10 protein-coding genes are annotated in these 18,059 nt (G+C 60.8%); 7 read left to right on the top strand and 3 right to left on the bottom strand.

The genetic code is table 11. The features are described from left to right. Positions 1-40: 40 nt before the first annotated feature. Positions 41-745: a tRNA pseudouridine(55) synthase TruB gene (gene truB / locus E0486_RS06455; protein WP_131851328.1), complete on the top strand. Its 705-nt coding sequence runs from the start codon at positions 41-43 to the stop codon at positions 743-745. A gap of 145 nt (positions 746-890) precedes the next feature. On the opposite strand, the gene E0486_RS06450 is transcribed toward truB, so the two are convergent. After that, positions 891-3,266, bottom strand: coding sequence for a BamA/TamA family outer membrane protein (locus E0486_RS06450; protein ID WP_131851327.1), 2,376 nt, complete (start codon positions 3,264-3,266; stop codon positions 891-893). A gap of 21 nt (positions 3,267-3,287) precedes the next feature. On the opposite strand from E0486_RS06450, the gene E0486_RS06445 reads away from it, so the two are divergent. Then, positions 3,288-4,031 carry an RNA methyltransferase gene (locus E0486_RS06445; RefSeq protein WP_131851326.1) on the top strand — a complete coding sequence of 248 codons (744 nt, stop codon included), beginning with the start codon at positions 3,288-3,290 and terminating at the stop codon, positions 4,029-4,031. A gap of 75 nt (positions 4,032-4,106) precedes the next feature. Here the strand turns inward: E0486_RS06445 and E0486_RS06440 are convergent, their stop codons facing one another. After that, complete coding sequence (locus E0486_RS06440) at positions 4,107-5,345, bottom strand: ABC transporter permease (protein WP_131851325.1); 1,239 nt, start codon at positions 5,343-5,345, stop codon at positions 4,107-4,109. A 102-nt stretch (positions 5,346-5,447) separates the two neighbouring features. On the opposite strand from E0486_RS06440, the gene E0486_RS06435 reads away from it, so the two are divergent. The 3 genes from E0486_RS06435 (at position 5,448) to E0486_RS06425 (ending at position 10,419) form a co-directional block, all read left to right on the top strand. Further along, entirely contained in the window at positions 5,448-6,806 is a 1,359-nt protein-coding gene (locus tag E0486_RS06435; RefSeq protein WP_131851324.1) for a type IX secretion system plug protein, read from the top strand. Positions 6,807-6,824: 18 nt separating this feature from the next. Then, positions 6,825-8,096, top strand: a complete 1,272-nt coding sequence (locus tag E0486_RS06430; RefSeq protein ID WP_131851323.1) for a hypothetical protein — start codon at positions 6,825-6,827, stop codon at positions 8,094-8,096. Positions 8,097-8,157: 61 nt separating this feature from the next. Beyond that, a complete protein-coding gene (locus E0486_RS06425) occupies positions 8,158-10,419 on the top strand; it encodes a Tex family protein (protein ID WP_131851322.1) in 2,262 nt (753 codons plus the stop codon). A gap of 54 nt (positions 10,420-10,473) precedes the next feature. On the opposite strand, the gene E0486_RS06420 is transcribed toward E0486_RS06425, so the two are convergent. Then, positions 10,474-11,442 carry a M48 family metalloprotease gene (locus tag E0486_RS06420; protein WP_131851321.1) on the bottom strand — a complete coding sequence of 323 codons (969 nt, stop codon included), beginning with the start codon at positions 11,440-11,442 and terminating at the stop codon, positions 10,474-10,476. 477 nt (positions 11,443-11,919) lie between these two features. On the opposite strand from E0486_RS06420, the gene E0486_RS06415 reads away from it, so the two are divergent. Both E0486_RS06415 and E0486_RS06410 read left to right on the top strand, forming a co-directional pair. Beyond that, a complete protein-coding gene (locus E0486_RS06415; RefSeq protein WP_131851320.1) occupies positions 11,920-12,318 on the top strand; it encodes a hypothetical protein in 399 nt (132 codons plus the stop codon). 893 nt (positions 12,319-13,211) lie between these two features. After that, on the top strand, positions 13,212-17,939 hold the full coding sequence (locus E0486_RS06410) for an IPT/TIG domain-containing protein (RefSeq protein WP_131851319.1): 4,728 nt from the start codon (positions 13,212-13,214) through the stop codon (positions 17,937-17,939). Positions 17,940-18,059 lie beyond the last annotated feature (120 nt).

Here is an 18,059-nt window from a genome sequence, read left to right as displayed (position 1 = left end):
TGGAAAGGGGTTAGGGGATGGACCGTACCTTTGCGCCCTGATGGAAAAGACCCCCAATAAATACGAAGAGGGCCAGGTGCTGCTCGTGAACAAGGAATACCAGTGGACCTCCTTTGACGCCGTGCGCAAGTTGCGCAACACGATGCGCATCAAGAAAGTGGGGCATGCCGGCACGCTCGACCCGCTGGCGACGGGGCTCCTCATCATCTGCACCGGGAAGTTCACCAAGAAGATCAACGAGTACATGGCGCAGGAAAAGGAATATACCGGCACCATCACACTCGGCGCCCGCACACCTACCTACGACCTCGAAAGCGAGCCGCAGGACCTCGTTTCCATTGATCACCTGACGGAAGAACAGATCCGCGCAGCCACGGCACCTTTCATTGGCACCATCCAGCAACTGCCGCCGGCGCATTCGGCCATCAAAAAAGACGGCAAGCGTCTTTACGAGCTCGCCCGCGCCGGCAAGGAAGTGGTGCTCGAGCCCCGCACCGTTACCATCAGGGAATTTGAGCTTACCCGCATCCAGGGCACCGAAGTCGACTTCCGCGTCGTGTGCACCACCGGCACCTACATCCGCTCGCTGGCCCACGATTTTGGCGCCGCCCTCGGCGTCGGCGGCTACCTCAGCGCGCTCTGCCGCACCCGCATAGGCCCCTTTCTTAACAGCGACGCCAGGACTGTAGGGGAGTGGGAAGCGATCATCCGCAAGGATCTCGGATCTCAGATTTCGGATGTCTGATTTTTTAGCCCATCTCCCGGAAATTATTTCCGGACAATCAAGTAGGCGGCAACCACTACGGCCACTGCTTACGCACCTGACAGCAAACGTACTGAATCCGAGATCTGATATCTGAAATCCGAGATCAGAGATCTGAGATCTGAGATTAAAAAGGATAATCCACCCCCAGTTGCACGGTTCCCTTGAGCGGGTTGAAGCCGTAAAACAGCTTGTTTCGGGCGGCCGGGTCTTCGGGGCTCGGGTCCTTCATCTTGAAGGCGTAGTCGACGCGGAACTTAAGAAAGGAAAAGTCGATGCGCAGGCCGGTGCCCACGTCCATGGCAATGTCCTGGCCGAGGCGGTCGATGCGGAAGGTGCCGTCGGGAAAGGCGGGGTTGGGCTTCAGGTACCAGATGTTGCCGGCGTCCACGAACAGCGCACTATTGACGAAGATGCCGCGGACGTTGGCGAGGCGGAAGCGGTATTCGACGTTGGCCTCCAGCTGCATGTCGCCGAAGCGTTCGGGCGAAACATCGCGGGCAAACGACTGCACCGTGGAGCCGGGTCCGAGCTTGCGGAGCGTCCAGCCGCGCATGCTGTTGGCGCCGCCCGCGAAGTAAGCGCGGTAGAACGGCAGGTAAAAACGGGCGCTGTCCGTACGGTCGTAGGGCAGGCTGAAACCGAGGCCCAGCAACACGCGCGCCGCCAGCACCCGCCGGCCTTCCGGATCGAATTTGCGGTTGATCTGGCCGGTCAGGTCCACTTTCAGGAAGCGCTTCAGGTTATCGTCCAGGAACGGGGTGCGCAGCAGGCTGGCCAGCAGGCCGGCGGCTTCAAAGCCGATGCGGCCCACCCGCGTGGTGCGGGTATTGGCGCCGGTCAGCGTCAGGTTGCCGATTCCCGAGATGATGAGGCCGTCGTTGAACAGGTATTGGTAGGATCGGTTCTTCTCGATGAGCGAGTCGAGGATGCGAAAGCGGCGGATGGAAGCGTATTCAATGTTGGGAATCCGGATGGAGGCGATCTTGTTGTTGCGCGATCCTTCGTAGCCCCAGGAGGCGTTGATGCCCACGAGATCGAGGTAGTCTACGCGGTGAATGTAGCGACCGCTGTAGGCCAGCAGGCTGCGTTGCGTACTGCGGTAGGGGTTGCGGATCAGCAGCTTCAGCGGGTTGATGCCGTCCCACTTACGCGGCCACACGAGCCTCGGAAACACGAAGGAGGCGGCTCCCGAAAGTTGCACGGTTTGGGTGACCGTTGAATTCACCTCCATGGCCACGCCTACGCTGTACGTGGCCTGGATGGCGCGGCGGGCGAAGTTGTTGTTGCGCAGGTTGGCGTTCACCCCCACCAGGTTGGAGCCCACGAACAGGCCGCCCAGGTTCTGGCTGCCTTCCAGCCCGATGTCGAAGCCGTATTTCTCGGCCGGTGTGAGGCGGATGACCATGTCCACCGAATCGGTGCCGGCGCGGGGCACCGGATCCACCGAGGCGATGCGCCAGGCCGAGAGGCTGTTGAAGCGGTTGGCGGTGCGGTCGATCACGCGCTGGTCGTAGAGCTGGCCGCGGCGGAAGTAGATATTTTCCACCAGCACGCGGTGTTTGAACAGGTTGCCATAGCTGCGTACGTACACCCCGCTCGTGTCCAGCACGGGCTCGGGCGCGGGCAGCTTCGAGTTCTCCACGGTAAGGTCGGGGTAGATGCTGATGTTGCCGATATGGTAGCGCAGCAGGCGGGTGCTGTCGTGCACGGGACGAAGGCGGTATTCGATGTCGGCCACGGGGTTTTCGCGGCGGCGCTGCAAGGCTTCCAGCAGGCGGGCCTGCTCCAGTGGGTCGAAGCTGGGGCGCAGCAGGGCGAGGCCCACGGTGTCGAACACGATCATCAGCTCGTCGCGGGAGAAGCGGAGGTAGCCGTTGTTGCGGTAGATGCCCACGAGGCGGTCGAGCTCGGCGGAGAGGAGCGGCTTGGCAAAGGGCGCGCCTTTTTGAATGGGCGAAGCGGCCTGGTTGCGGAGCGTGAGCTGCTGCAGCGTATCGAGCGCTTCGGCCTGGCGCGGGTTGTTCATCACCGTGTCGTTGAGGGCGATGGAGATGGAATCGATGAGGGTCTGCCGGCCGGGCACCACGTAGTAGTCGAGGATGGCCCGCTGTTGGTCGCCCTTCACCACGGTGTCGGCAGTATACCAGGCGCTGTCGCGGTAAAAGCCCGCCGAATGCATGAGGGCATCGAGGTAGGCGATCGACTTGGCGGCGTTGGCGCTGTCGTAGACCGGCGGGTTTTTGAGTTGCGAGAAAAAGAAAAAGCGCGACACGCGGCGGACGTTGATGCTGTCGTGCAGCTGCTGGCGGAGGCGCGATTCGAGGTCGTTGCGCACTTCGCGCTTTAGCTCCGCATCCTGCACGTGCACATTGGCCTCGTATACAAAGGGCCTGCTCGTCGGGTAGTTCTTCACACCGGCGCAGGCCGATAAAAGAAGGAGCAGGGCAGCGTACAAGAGGCTATTTTTGAGGCGTGGTGCGCGCTGTGCTGCTGACTTCATCCATTTAATTTAGTCCGTTCAATGCTGAGTAAAGGAGTGCTCAAAGATATTCAAAGATTAGGCCTCAAAAAAGGCCGCGCCGAGACGGGCCTCTTCCTCGCCGAAGGTCCGAAGGTGGTGGGCGAACTGCTCGAAGCGGTTCCACAGCAGGTGGAAGGCGTGTATGCGCTTCCGCAATGGATCGAAGGGCACCGCGCGCTCGTGGAGCCGCACCAACTGCACGAGGTGACCGGGGCCGAGCTCGAACGCATCTCCCAGCTCCAGACGCCCAACGCGGTGCTGCTGGTTGCACGGCAATGGGAGGGGGAGCGTCCGGGGATTGCCGAAGGCTGGATCCTTTACCTCGATACCATCCAGGACCCCGGCAACCTGGGCACGATCCTGCGCATCGCCGACTGGTTCGGTATTAAAAACGTGGTGTGCAGCGCCGGTTGTGCCGAACGCTTCAACCCCAAGGTGGTGCAGAGCACGATGGCTTCGCTGGCGCGGGTAAACGTTTGGTATGATGAAGCGGGCGACTGGCTGCAGGAGCAGGAGGCACCCGTGCTGGCCGCCGCGCTCGACGGCGTTTCTTTGTATGAATTCGAGGCGCCGAAAAGCGGCATCCTGCTGATCGGCAATGAGTCGAAAGGCCTGCACCCCGAGTTACTCCAGCTGGCCACCCAAAAGATCACCATTCCAAGGATCGGCGGTGCCGAAAGCCTCAATGCGGCCGTGGCCACGGGGATCATCGTGAGCCATTTAATCGCAAAGCGTGCAAAATAGCAGTCACGCTGCGTAACGCAGGAGTTTGCTTCGCTGCGCTCGCAATGACGCTTCGCGTCGCTCACGCCTGACGCATCACGAAAATCTTATTGCCTGTATCGGCCGCACCTTGCGCACCAGCAGCGAGGGGATGAGCAGCACCAGGACGGAGAGGAGCAGCGTGCAGCCCAGCACCAGGCCCACCTGGCCCCAATCGAGCTGCACGGCGGCAGTGTCCATGTAATATTCGGCTTCCTTCAGTTTCACAAACCCGAACTTCTGCTGCAGCCCGATGAGCAGGAGGCTGAGGCCGGTGCCGATGCCGATGCCGATGACGGTGATGAAGGCGGAATGAATGAGGAAGATCTTCTGGATGGTCCAGTCGGTGGCACCGACGGCCTTCAGGATTCCGATCATCCGGATCCGTTCCAGCACCAGGATGATGAGGCAGGTGATGAAGTTGATGATGACGATCACCGCCACGATGAGCAGCAGGATGCTGCCGTTGGAGCCCACGATGCCCAGCCAATCGAAGATGTTGGGGTAGATCTCGCGGATGGTGCGCGTTTCCCAGAGCTCCGGGAACGAGGCCTGCTCGAAGATCCGCGCGCTGACGTCGTCCATTTTCTGATAATTATCCAGGAACACTTCGTAACCGCCCACTTCGTTATCCTGCCAGCCGTTGAGGCGGCGGATGAGGCGGATGTCGCCGATGGCGAAGGTCTTGTCGTATTCCTCGATGCCTGTCTTGTAAATGCCTACGATGGTCAGCCGGTCGGGGCGCAGCGAGCCGTCTGGGCGCACGAAGTAGATGAGCACGCGGTCTGCCAGCTTCAGGCCGAGCTGGTTGGCGGTGTAGCGCGACACCACGATGTCGCGGCTGTACGTGGAATCGTTGAAGCGCACCCAGCGACCGCCTTTTTCGAGGTAGGGCTGCAGGTGCCCGAAGTCGTAGGAGGAGTCGAGCCCCTTCAGCAGGGTGCCCTCCATGTCGGTGGGCGTTTTGAGGATGGCGTACTTGGTAGCGAAAGGGTGAATGCTCTGCACCCCCTTCATGGCCCTTACGGTGCGTACCACCGAGTCGTTCTGCGGCATCGGCGCCTCCTCGGCGATGGCCGTCTTGCCCGGCTGGCGGTAGCCGATGCGGATATGGCCCCAGAACGAAAACACTTTCTCGCTCACCACGCCCTGGAAACCGTTGACGAAGGAGAGGGTGACGATCATCACCGTCACGCTGATAACGGTAGCCACGGTGCTCAGGCGGATGATGAAGCGGGAAAAGCTCCGTTCCTGGTTGAAAGCGATGCGGCGGGCGATGAAAGTGGAAATATTCACAGTGTTTTTTCGTTTCTTCGGGAACCCTCCGGCGCGAAACCGCGTCTACCGGGGGCGACCGCGCCAAAGATAAACGGCCGCGCGTTAACGAAGCTTTTCCATATGAACCGAATACTTGCGCTCACGATCGTACTTTTTTCATGTATGGGAAACCTTTTTGCCCGCCCGGAGCCGAAAGGAGATCCCGGGTCTCAGATTTCCGATTCCAGGTCTGCCGCCCCCCACTTCCGACTTCGCCCGTCCGACTCACCTACTTCCCCGGTCGGCGACATTCACTCGGCCAAGCTCTATCGCCCCGGCGACCAGACCTCCTTCCCCATGATCGCACTCGGCTCGATCGAGTCGCTGGAGCTCCACTTCGACGATATGGAGGCCGACGTGAAGAACTACTACTATTCCTACCAGCTGTGCGACGCCGACTGGACGCCGTCGGTCCTCCACACCTTCGAATACATCCGCGGCTTTGCCAACAACCGCATTTCCAATTACCGTATTTCCTCCATCACCTCCTCGCGCTACACCCACTACCAGGCAGTGCTGCCCGACCGCAACTGCCAGCCGATGCTTTCGGGCAACTACCTGCTGCGTGTGTTCATCAACGGAGACACTTCCCAGATCGCCTTTACCAAGCGCTTCGTCGTATACGAAAACAAGGCGAAGCTGGCCGTGCAGCTGCTCCAGCCCTACAACGCCGCCGTGTACAACACCCACCATAAGCTCCACATCGGCATCACGCCCGATAACAACAAGCTGAACCTGATGGGGCCCCAGGATTTCACCGTGGTGATCCTGCAAAACAACAACTGGGTCACCTCCAAGACCATCAACCAGCCCACGATCTACCGCGGCAATTATTATGAATACAGCGACGAGTCGATTACCGCCATGCCCGCCGGCATGGAATGGCGCTGGCTCGACCTGCGCAGCCTGCGCCTCATGAGCGAACGCGTGGAGAAGATCAACAGCCAGCGCGATACGACGCAGGTGTATGTAAAGACCGACGCGCCGCGCAACGGCAACATCCGCGTGCAGTATCGCGACAACAACGGCGCCTACAGCGTGGAAGCGATCGACAACCTGAACCCCTTCTGGCAGTCGGAGTATGGCAACGTGCACTTCTCCTTCCGCCCGCCCGGCGGTACGCCCTACAAGGACCGCGACGTATATATCTTCGGCGAGCTTACCGGCTGGCTGCAGGACGCGCCCGGCCCCATGACCTTCAACGAGGAGCGCGGCGTATACGAGAGTGAGCTGCTGCTGAAGCAAGGCTACTACAATTACCTCTATGTGACCGTGCCGAAAGGCCAGGCTGGCCCCGCCGATTTCAGCGGCACCGAAGGCAATAACTGGGTCACCGACAACCAGTATACCGTGCTGGTGTACTACCGCGCCTTCGGCGCCCGCTACGATGCGATCGTGAGCGCCGCCACCGTGACGTCGGTGTTCGGCAGCAACCGTTAACCGCAAATGCTCCTTCCCATGTTTCGCCCGGCAAACTGCATCCTGCTGCTTTTTCTGATCGCTTCGCCCGCACTCCGCGCGCAGCTGCGCCCCGGCACCTACGTTACCGTTTTCCCGGTAGAGCGCGAATGCCTGCGGATCACGATCCTTCCCGGCAACAAGCTAAAGCTCGACATGGGTCGGGAGTCGAATGGGCTGGCCGAACGGCTGCTGTCGTACCGCATCGACTCGTCGAAGCGGCCCGCGCGTATAGCGATCGCGATGAAGCAGGAAGCGGGCCACGGCCAGCCGTTGCTGACTGCCTGGTTTCGCCGCATCGACGCGCGGCAGTTCTACCTCGGCCTCGACCCTGACTATGGAGCGCAGCACCTTAATGATCCGTCGTCGCCGATGAACTACCACCTGCAGTATTTCGACAGCAGCGACCTTATCGGGCGGCTCCAGGTGTACGAGCAAAACCCGAACTGTACGGCCGCACCGGCAGTGCAGGTACTGGAGCGAGGGCCGGGTCAACGGGAGACGATCTACCTGAATGGGGGTAAGCCGCTGCGGTCGGACCGCTTCCAGGCAAGCGAGCTGCGCACCTATGACCGCGACACTCAGCTCGTGTCGGTACAATACCTGGATGCCGGCCATCGGCCGCGCAACAACCAGTTTGGCGTCGCCATCGAGCGGTACGTTTACGATGCGCAGGGCCGCAAAGTGCTGCAGGAGCTGCGGGGCAGTGACGGCAGGTACATCCGCTACGAAGGGCGCGGCGTGCCCCGGATGGAGTGGATCTACCGCGACACCGTGCTGGAGGAAGAGCGTCGTCTGATCAATAACCCGGCCCTGCAGTCCCTGGTTCCTGCCCGCCTGGAATTCATTTACGATTCGTATGGCGACTGGGCCCTGACGCGCGCTTACCTGCAAAACGGCAGCGAGCGGAAAGACCCGGCGCAGGAACGTACGCAGGCGGCGCTGCTGCAGTGGCTTCGATCGCTTACCTTCTACCCGGACAGTTTTGAACCGATCCTGTTCGGACGCTTTGGGGAAAGTTTCGAGCACGATGCGCGGGGCAAAGTGCCCGGGAGCGGTACAAGCTTCCTGTATGCGGAATTCTACCTCAACGACCGGCAGGGCCAGCGCCGGAAGTATACCGGCTCGTTTGAACTGGACGAACGCGGCCACTTGCGTGGTATCCGGGAAAAAACGGGACCCGAAGGACCGGCGCCCCGGCGCGGCACGTCTTCGGGCGACCTGGAGTCTTTCCTGGAGCGCTTTGGAAAGGCCCGGCCGCTGGTGAAATAGGGATGGAATATCGCCCGGGCGATGTTACCTTCGCCCTCCCTAAAAAACACCGCAACCCACCATGGAAGCAAAATACGTTCGTCACCTTGCCGGTAAGCTCAGTCTGGCCGAAAAGCAGGTGACCGCCATCGATTCGATGCTCGCCGAAGGCGCCACCATTCCCTTTATGTCCCGCTACCGCAAAGAGGCCACCGGTGGCCTCGACGAGGTCGTGATCGGCAACGTGGTGGAAGAGATCGCCTACTTCAACGAGCTGGCGAAGCGCAAGGAAACCGTGTTGAAGACCATCGGCGACCTCGGCAAGCTGACGCCGGAGCTGCAAAAGAAGATCGACGAGTGCTACAGCTCCAATGAGCTGGAAGACCTGTACCTACCCTATAAGCCGAAGCGCAAAACACGCGCCGTGATGGCCATCGAAAAAGGCCTCGAGCCACTGGCCGAGCGCCTGCTGGCACAGGAATCCTTCGACGTGGACGCGCTGGCGCAAACCTTCCTCAATGAACAGGTAAAAGACATCAAGGAGGCCCTGCAGGGCGCCCGCGACATCATCGCCGAGCGCGTGAGCGAAGACGCCGAAGCGCGCACTTCCATCCGCCGCCTTTTTGAGAAGGAAGCCGGCCTTACCGCCAAAGTGCTCGAGTCGAAGCGCGAAGAGCCCGAGGCGCAGAAATACCGCGACTACTTCGAGTTCAACGAGCCCCTGGCGAAGTGCCCCTCGCACCGCCTGCTGGCCATCCGCCGCGGCGAAAAGGAAGGATACCTGCTTATGGATCTTACGGTTGAAAAAACCGTTGCCGTAGAAATACTGGAAAAGCAATTTGTAAAGGCATCGAACCCCGCGGCCGCCGAAGTGAAGCGTGCCGTGGAAGAAGGCTACAACCGCCTGCTGAAGCCTTCCATCGAAAATGAATTCCGCCTGCTCAGCAAGAGCAAGGCCGATGAAGAGGCCATCACCGTCTTCGCCGAAAACCTGCGCCAGCTGCTGCTGGCCTCGCCGCTCGGCTCCAAGCGCGTGCTGGCCCTCGACCCCGGCTACCGCACCGGCTGCAAGACCGTGTGTCTCGACGCCCAGGGCGCGCTGCAGCATCACACGGTGATCTACCTGCACCAATCCGACAAGGCAGTACACGAACTCAAATACTTAGTGGATAAATACGGCATTGAAGCGATCGGCATCGGCAACGGTACCGCCGGCCGTGAAACCGAAGCGCTCGTACGCGGCATCGACTTCGGCAAGCCGGTGAGTATTTTCCAGGTCAATGAAAGCGGCGCCTCGATCTACTCCGCCTCCGAAGTGGCCCGCGAGGAATTCCCCGACCAGGACGTGACCGTGCGCGGCGCCGTCTCCATCGGCCGCCGGCTCCTCGACCCGCTGAGCGAGCTGGTGAAGATCGACCCGAAATCCATTGGCGTGGGCCAGTACCAGCACGATGTGAACCCCATGAAGCTGAAGAGCGCCCTCGACCGCGTGGTGGAAAGCGCCGTGAACTTCGTGGGGGTGGACGTCAATACGGCGTCGAAGCACCTGTTGCAATACGTGTCTGGCATTTCTACAACCCTGGCCGGCAATATCGTGCTCTACCGCAACCAGTATGGTGCCTTCAAGAGCCGCGACGAGCTGAAGAAGGTGCCCCTTATGGGTCCGAAATCATTTGAGCAGTGCGCCGGCTTCCTGCGGATCCCCGGTGCGGAGAACCCGCTCGACAATTCGTCGGTACACCCCGAGCGCTACGGCCTCGTGGCCCAGATGGCCACCGACCTGCAGGCGACGCTCGAAGACCTCATTAAGAAAGCCGACCTCCGCAAGGGCATCGACCGGAAAAAATACGTAAGCGAAACCGCTGGCACCTACACCATCGACGACATCCTGAAAGAACTCGAAAAGCCCGGACGCGATCCCCGCGGCGTGGTGGAGGAATTCCGCTTCGAGGAGTCGATCAAGAGCATCGAAGACGTGAAGCCGGGGATGCAGGTGCCGGGCATCGTGACCAACATCACCGCCTTCGGCGCTTTCGTGGACATCGGCGTGAAGCAGGACGGACTCGTGCACGTGTCGCAGCTTTCGGACCGCTATGTGACCGACCCGAACGCTGTAGTGAAGCTGAATCAGAAAGTGCTCGTAACCGTTACCGAAGTGGATGTGCCCCGCAAGCGCATCGCCCTGACGATGAAATCGCAGGGACCGAAGACCGAAGGCGCCGCGCCTGCCCGCAAAGCCGGCGGCGCTGCCCCGCAGCGCAGCCCGCAGCCCGCGAAGCCAAAGGAGCAGGAAGGCTCGTTTGCCGACAAGCTCGCTTCGCTGCAAATGAAGTTCAGGAAGTAACGCGTACGTGTTTGCACAAAGGCCCGCCGCAGGCGGGCCTTTGTGCGTAAAAACTTAGGCATGTGCCGTCAGCCGGCCCACCGTGCGGCCGCGTTCGGTGACGACGGCGCCGCTGGCGTGCACCAGCATCTTCGTCTGGTTGTCGTAGATGATGTACGGGTAGCTGCGGTTGTTGCTGCGGGCCATCTTGCCCAGCACGTAAAGGCGGTTGTCCTGCACCTTTACCACGTTGTAGTCGGTGGTGACAAAATACCGGGTATCGGGATCCGCGTGAAAGGAAAGGTCGCCGAGGATATTGCGTTCGGCGATGGGGGAGGCGCCGCGGCGCACGATCGGTTGCGGGGCGCTGCGCTGCGGGTAATAGGGATCGGGGTTGCTGCGGGGCTGTGCGCTGGCGACGCGGGCGGCGGTCGTGCCGTTGGCGCGGTTCCAACCGGCGGCGATGGAGGCAAGGCGGTCGCTGCGGCCGGGGTGGGTGGCGCTGCCGCGCTCCGTGGCGATGGTCTTCATGGCCGCCTGCGCGTCGGCGAGGGAGGCGCCCATTTTACGGAGTACGTATCCCGAAAATTCGTCGGCTTCAAGTTCCAGCTGCGGCTGCGAGCCGGTGCTGGTGACGGTGTGGCCGTCGAGGTGGTGGCCGATTTCGTGGGCCAGGACGCTTACGGCGGCCCATTTATTGCCGGTGCGCTGCACCAGGTTATCGATGAAGGCCGGGTTGTAAAGGATATAGCGCTGCCCGTTGTAGGTAACGGCGGCGGCGTTGTCGATGCGGGCGGCCTGCACGGTGAAGTTGGGCCGCAGGCCGATCGTATTCATGATCTCCTGCAGGTAATAAGGTGTTTGCGAAGCCGCCGATGTGGAGGCTGCCGGCGCCGCGGCCGGGCGCCAGTTGCGCAGCGACGAGGATGTGCTGCCCGGGTGCTGGCCGATGCGGATCACGATGGTCTGTGCGCCCGCCGTAACGGTCAGGAGCAGGGCCGCCAGAACGGCCAGGAACGGACGGGAAAGACGGTGGTTCTTCATACCCGCGGACGTGCAAATTTGGATCCGTTGGCAGGGGAGTGGAGGAGGCTTAACAGGAGCTTAGATTAATTAAGGTTAAAGGCGGGAGGCATTTCCCGGGCGAGAACGAGAGAACGAGAGAACGAGAGAACGGGAGAACGAGAGAACGTGAGAAAGAGAGTCTAAAGCGGACTTTGGCCCGGAACGTTCTTAGCGGAAACAGGGGTGGCTGATTGGAAGGAGGACGTGGCTAATGGAGTGCGGGGCGTCCTCATCGCCAATAGCTGCATGCTGATCGACAGCACCCGGTGCCTGATTGTTTTCCGGAGCTGTCTTTTGATCTTTCGTAGGATGCAGACAGGTGTTCGGCGCACGCTAACGGTCACTCGGTGCGATTTGACGGGCGTTCAGAGGCGACTGATGGTCGCAGGTGGCGTCACTTCGCGCAACCCCAAACTCCAAACCCGCAAACTCCAAACTGTCTTTTACCTTCGCGGCATGCGTTACCTGAAGTATGTGGGAGCCGCCGCCGCCGTGGCCCTGGTGATTTGTTGCTTTCAGCCCTGGGTGCACATTGCCTCGCGCGACATCCTGGTGTACGGGATGGACCCGGGCAGCACCAACTACGGCAAGCCGGGACTGATGCACGTGATCTTCTCCGCCCTGTTCCTGGGACTCGTTTTCCTGCGGCCCGTATGGACCCGCCGCCTGAATCTTTTCTTCCAGGCCTTCAACGTGGCCTGGGCCTTTCGCAACCTGCTGCTGATCGGCGCCTGCGCCTATGGCGAATGCCCCGAGAAGCTGGCCGCACTCTATGCGTTGCCGGTGCTGACGATGATCCTGCTGCTGACGGTGCTGCTGGCACCCGGCCAGATTCAAACCGGGGAAAACAGGTAAGTATTTATGGGGGAGGGCTTGCGCCGTCCCCCTTTAGTTTTCCACCACCCGGCGAAATTTATTCCCAAATGCTTGGCAGACCGGCCGGAATTCTTAATTTGGTAATCTTTCCAACGATTTTCGCTTGCCCGGGGCTCCTAGTTTTGCCCCTTTCTAACCTCTGAACTGCGCCATCCAATCTCCGGCTGAACCAACGCAAGGACGCGCGTACCCTCACCTGCCGTCCATTATAAAACGAACAAAAACCAAACACTGATATGACGCAGTCTTATCTGTCCGACACCGGCCATTTGCCGGTTGCCTCTTTACCCATTTCCCGTAAATCGCGGAAACGAAGTTTGAGTCGCTTGTTCCTCGCCGTTGCGGCGGCGCTGGGCGCCGGGGTAGCCGGTGCGCAGACAACGCAAACCGTATTCAGCGAAAACATCGGCGCTACCGCTGTTGGAGGCACAACGGTGATTAACACCTTTACAGGCTGGCAAAATAATGGTGGCCTCACGTACACCGGAACGGCAGATATCCGGAATAACGGAAGTAATTCATCCGGTTACACTGGGGTGAGCGGAGGCAACCACGTTTTTATCACGAACACCGTCGGTCGTGACTTTGTTATATCCGGCATCAATACCAGTGCCTTTACCAACCTCACACTTTCCTTTGGCATCAGCAAACATCTTACTACGAACGCCGGTGACCTAATTGTTGAAACCAGCACGGACGGCACGAACTATTCGCCACATTCTTATACCCCCCTTGCGACCGGTGCTGGAACAACATCTTGGGTATTGCGCACGATTAGCACAGGTATCCCTTCGTCACCTACTTTAAGCATCCGGTTTCGCCAGAACAGTGCCACGATTCAAAATCGGATAGATGATGTCAAACTGACTGGTTTGCCTGCTACGCCTACTACCACAGGTATAACGCCAACTACTGCGGTTGCAGGAGGGAATGCGTTTACCATTACTGTAGACGGTGCCAATTTTATCAAAGGAAGTGCTAACAGCACTAACCTTCCTTCGGGGACTGCTTCTTCGGTTGTCACTTACAATGGCACTTCTGCCGCCACTACTTTTAGCAGCAATAGTCAACTGACCGCTACGATCCCGGCAGCGGCCATTACTGCCGGTGGTACAGTAAACATCGGGGTTACGACTACCGGCGCGGCCTCCGCTTCCAATACGCAGGCCCTCACCGTTTCCACGCAGCCTTCCGCCACTACCGGAAACGCATCGCTGACCAACGGCAGCAGCAACGTATTGCTGAATGGCACCGCGAACGGAGCTTCTGCTTCTACAACCGTGACCTTTAACTACGGTACGACCAACAGTTACGGCAGCAGCGCGACGGCCGATCAAAGCCCCATTACCGGGAGCGTTAATACGCCGGTTACGGCAACGATCAGCGGCCTCAACCCGAATACGACCTACCACTTCAACGTCAGCGCTTCCAACAGCGGCGGCTCTGCATCCGGCTCCGATGCCACCTTCGTGTCGCCCGCCGCGACCCCGGTAGCACCGACGGTTGGTAACGCCACTATCACTACCCTCGACGTAACCCTCCAGGCCGACGTCAACCCAGCCGGTACGGAATACGCGATCCTCGAAACGGGCAGCGGCCTCTATGTACAAAGCAACGGCTCGCTCGGCGCTTCGGCCGCCTGGGCCCCGATGTCCACCTGGGGTACCAAAACCGTTACGGGCCTGTCGGGCGGCACGCAGTACACCTTTGTAGCCATTGCCCGTAATACGAGCGGCACCACTACGACCAACAGCAGCTCCGCCTCCGGCACCACGGTGAACGGCAACAGCATTGCCATCAGCGGGGCTTCCTTCGCCGCTTCCTATTGCAATGCGGCGGGCAACACCTTCGACGTCAGCTTCACTTCGGGCGGCACCTTCACGGGTACCTTCAAGGTGCAGATCTCCGATGCGAACGGCGTGTTCCCCAACAATACCACCGGCAACATCATCGGTACGGGCACGGCCTCGCCGATCCCGGTAACGATCCCCGCGGCCTACACCGCCGGTACGGGCTACCGCTTCCGCGTGCTCAACGACAACCCCGAATTCTACGGTACCGACAACGGCTCCGATGTGGCCATCGTTTCGGCAGTAACGCCTTCGGTAAGCATCAGCGCCAACCCCGGCACCACCGTTTGCGCCGGGAGCTCTGTTACCTATACCGCAACCCCGGTCAACGGCGGCACGCCTGCCTACGCCTGGACGAAGAACGGCAGCCCCGTGGGTACCAACAGCGACACGTATACCAACGCCACACCCGCTGACGGTGACATTATTAAAGTAACCATGACCTCGTCGATCGCCTGCGTCACCGCCAACGGCGTGAGCGCCCAGGTGACGATGACCGTGAACACCACGCCTGCGGCACCGATGCCCACCGTGACCAACGCCTGCGGCTCCGCCACCCTCAACGCCATCGCCGACCCGGGCGCCCCGCTGGCCTACTACTGGCAGGGAACCACCAATGGCGCTATCTCCACGGCTTCGCCCGCAACGTCCGACTTTACCGCTACCGTGGCAGGCACCTATTATGTACGTGCCTTCAACAGCAGCACCGGTTGCTGGTCGGTAGCCTCCACCCCGGTGTCCGTAACGGGCGCTAACATCATCGCGTCCCCGGCCATCACCGTGCAGCCTGTTTCTGTTGCGGCTTATGTCTCCGGAGGCGCTACGTTCATGGCCACCTCCACCGGGGCTGCTGCAAGCGGCCGCGTATGGCAGCTGTCCACCGACGGCGGCGCCAGCTGGAACAACATTGCCAACGGCGCTCCTTACAGCACTACCTACGCCAGCACGAGCTACCTTGCCATCAGCAGCGTCAGCGAAACGATGGCCGGCAACCAATACCGCTTGCAGGTTACGGGTAATACGCCCTGCGGCAACGTGGAAAGCAACGCCGTGCTGTTCAGCACGCTGAGCCCCGCACAGGCTGTTGTTTTCAATGAAACCCTGGGAACGACCGCACCTACATCCGGCGGCACTGCTGTCGGTTCGTACAACGGTTACACGAACGGTGTCGGACTGGTGTTCAGCTCCACTACCACGAACAAAACCGACGCCCGTACTTCGCAATCGTCGGTTGGCTACGCTAAGGTATCCGGTTCGTCGGGCCTTTTCATGGGCACGGCCGGCGCCTTCCAGCGCGACCTGATCATCTCCAATATCAACACGACGGCCTACAACAACCTCGTTCTGAGCTTTGGCGTTTTCCGCAGCAACGTGAGCGCGGTATTCACGATTGATGTGAGCACTGATGGAACCAACTGGACCCCGCTGACCTTCAGCTATCCGGCCTCTACCAGCACCTGGACGCCGATCGTTGCTTCCGGTACGATTCCGAGCACAGGCAACCTCCGCATCCGCTTCAGCAAGGACGGTAACGGCGATATCCGCCTCGACGACATCCGTCTTGCCGGTTACTTCGCCGACCCGGCCATCACGTCGCTGAGCCCTTCGTCGGCCTATGCCGGTGATGCCTCCTTCACCCTTACGGTGAACGGCTCCAACTTCCAGAGCGGTGCTTCTACCATCACCTGGAACGGCACTCCGCTGACCACCACGTACGTCAATGCCACGACGCTCACGGCTGCCGTGAACGCTTCGCTGGTAGCCACCGCCGGAACAGCCACAGTGGGTGTAACGACCGCCGGAGCCGTGAATGCATCCAACACGCAGACCTTCACCATCAACCCGCGCAGCATCACGCTGGGCTCTGTTTCGGGCAACAGCTTCTGCAACGGTTCGGCCAACCCGCTGACCGTGGCCTTTACGTCGCAGGGCGCCTACAGCGGCTCGTTCTACGTGCAGCTGTCCGATGCTTCGGGCAACTTCCCCGGCAACGCCACAGACAACATCATCAGCAGCGCTTCCAACGGCTCGCCGATTACGGCTACGATCCCGCAGGGTCAGGCCGCCGGCACCTATAAAGTGCGCGTGGTGAACAGCAACCCCGCCGTATTCAGCGGCGCCAGCGGCGCCATCACGGTCGACCAGTCCGGCTCCGCCTCGATCTCGTATCCCGGCTCGCCCTGGTGTACTTCTGCGGGTACCGGCACCGTGTTCTTCAGCGGCACCAACGGCGGCACCTTTACGGCAACGCCCGCCGGCCTCGTCATCGATGCGGCTACGGGCGCCATCGACATCGCAGCTTCCGCTTCCGGCACCTACACCGTTACCTACAGCTTCAATGGCGGCACGGCCTGCGCTTCCTCGGCTTCCACGCAGGTGTCGATCCGTCCGACGGAGCTGATCGCCGCTACCGGCAACCAGGTATACTGCGCCGGCAGCAGCACCACGCCGATCAACTTCAGCGGTCCCGCGGGGATCACGTTCAACTGGGCCAACACCAACCCCTCGATCGGCCTTGCCGCTTCGGGCACGGGTAACATTCCTTCGTTCAGCGCCAGCAACGGTGGCACGGAGGTAGCATATGCCACCATCAGCGTATTGCCGGTAGGCGGCACGGAATGCAAGGCCAGGATCATGGCCTTCCGCATCGCCGTCAACCCGCTCCCGACGGTGAACAACATCGCCAGCCAGAATCTCTGCGCCGGCGCCGCCACGGATGCTGTGACCTTCACGGGCAACCTGGCCGGTACCACGTACAGCTGGACGAACAACAACACTTCTATCGGCCTTATCGCTGCCGGTACGGGCAACATCGCGTCGTTCACCGCGCAGAATAACGGTGCAGCGCTGCAAACGGCCACCATTACCGTAACGCCTTATGTGCGCTCCTGCGCTGGTGCCGCTAAAACCTTCACGATCGCCGTGGCCCCGTCGGCAGGCACGATCCGCTATGCCGGATCGCCCTATTGCCAGAGCGGTCCTGCGTATGTAACGCACCTCGGTACTTCGGGTGGCGTGTACAGCTCCACGGCCGGCTTGTCGCTCAACAGCGCTACGGGCCAGGTGAACCTCGCTGCTTCCACAGCGGGCACCTACACGGTTACCTATACCCTCGCCGGCGGCGTCTGCGCGGGCACGGCTACCACGCAGCTTACGATCAACCCGCAGGCTACGGTCAACCCGATCCCCAACCAGGTGTATTGCAATGGTATCGTGACGGCGCCGGTAGCCTTTACCGGCACAGGCAGCACCTACAACTGGAGCAACGACAACCCGGCGATCGGCCTGGCGGCCTCCGGCACGGGTACGAGCCTGCCTTCCTTCACCACGGTAAATGCCGGACCGGGCGTGCAATACGCTTATGTATCGGTAACCCCCGTAGGCAACGGCACGAGCACCTGCACGGCCAGCAAGCCGATCAAGTTCCGCATCGCTGTTAACTTTTGCCCCCCTGTAACGCAGGCCGGCGGCACCGGTGCCAACGACCAGAATGCGCGTGTTGCCACTTCGATGACCCTGAGCCCCAACCCGGCCCGCAGCCAGGTAACGGTGCAGTACACGGGTGCCGATAGCGGTCCCTTCACCGTGCAGCTGGTGGACGGCTTCGGTCAGCCGGCTACGCGTCCCCGGACGTTTACCGGTACGACGGCCACCATCGACCTGTCGGGCGTTCGCCCGGGTGCCTACCTCGTGCAGCTGGTCAACACCCGCACGGGTGCTACGCTCCAGCAGCAGGTGATCCGGCTCTAACTTCTTATTGGGTTCAGCAATCCAGGCCTCCCTTCGCGGGAGGCCTTTTTTTGTGCCGGAAGGATCAGAATGTAAACGCTGCTATCCGCCAGCGACAGGAGCTCCGCTTTTTTTCAAACA

Origin of the sequence: Flaviaesturariibacter aridisoli (genome assembly GCF_004343705.1) — a bacterium.
GTDB classification, from domain to species: domain Bacteria; phylum Bacteroidota; class Bacteroidia; order Chitinophagales; family Chitinophagaceae; genus Flavisolibacter; species Flavisolibacter aridisoli.
The sequence above is the reverse complement of the archived record's forward strand: the minus strand, read 5'-3'. Positions and strand labels throughout refer to the sequence as shown.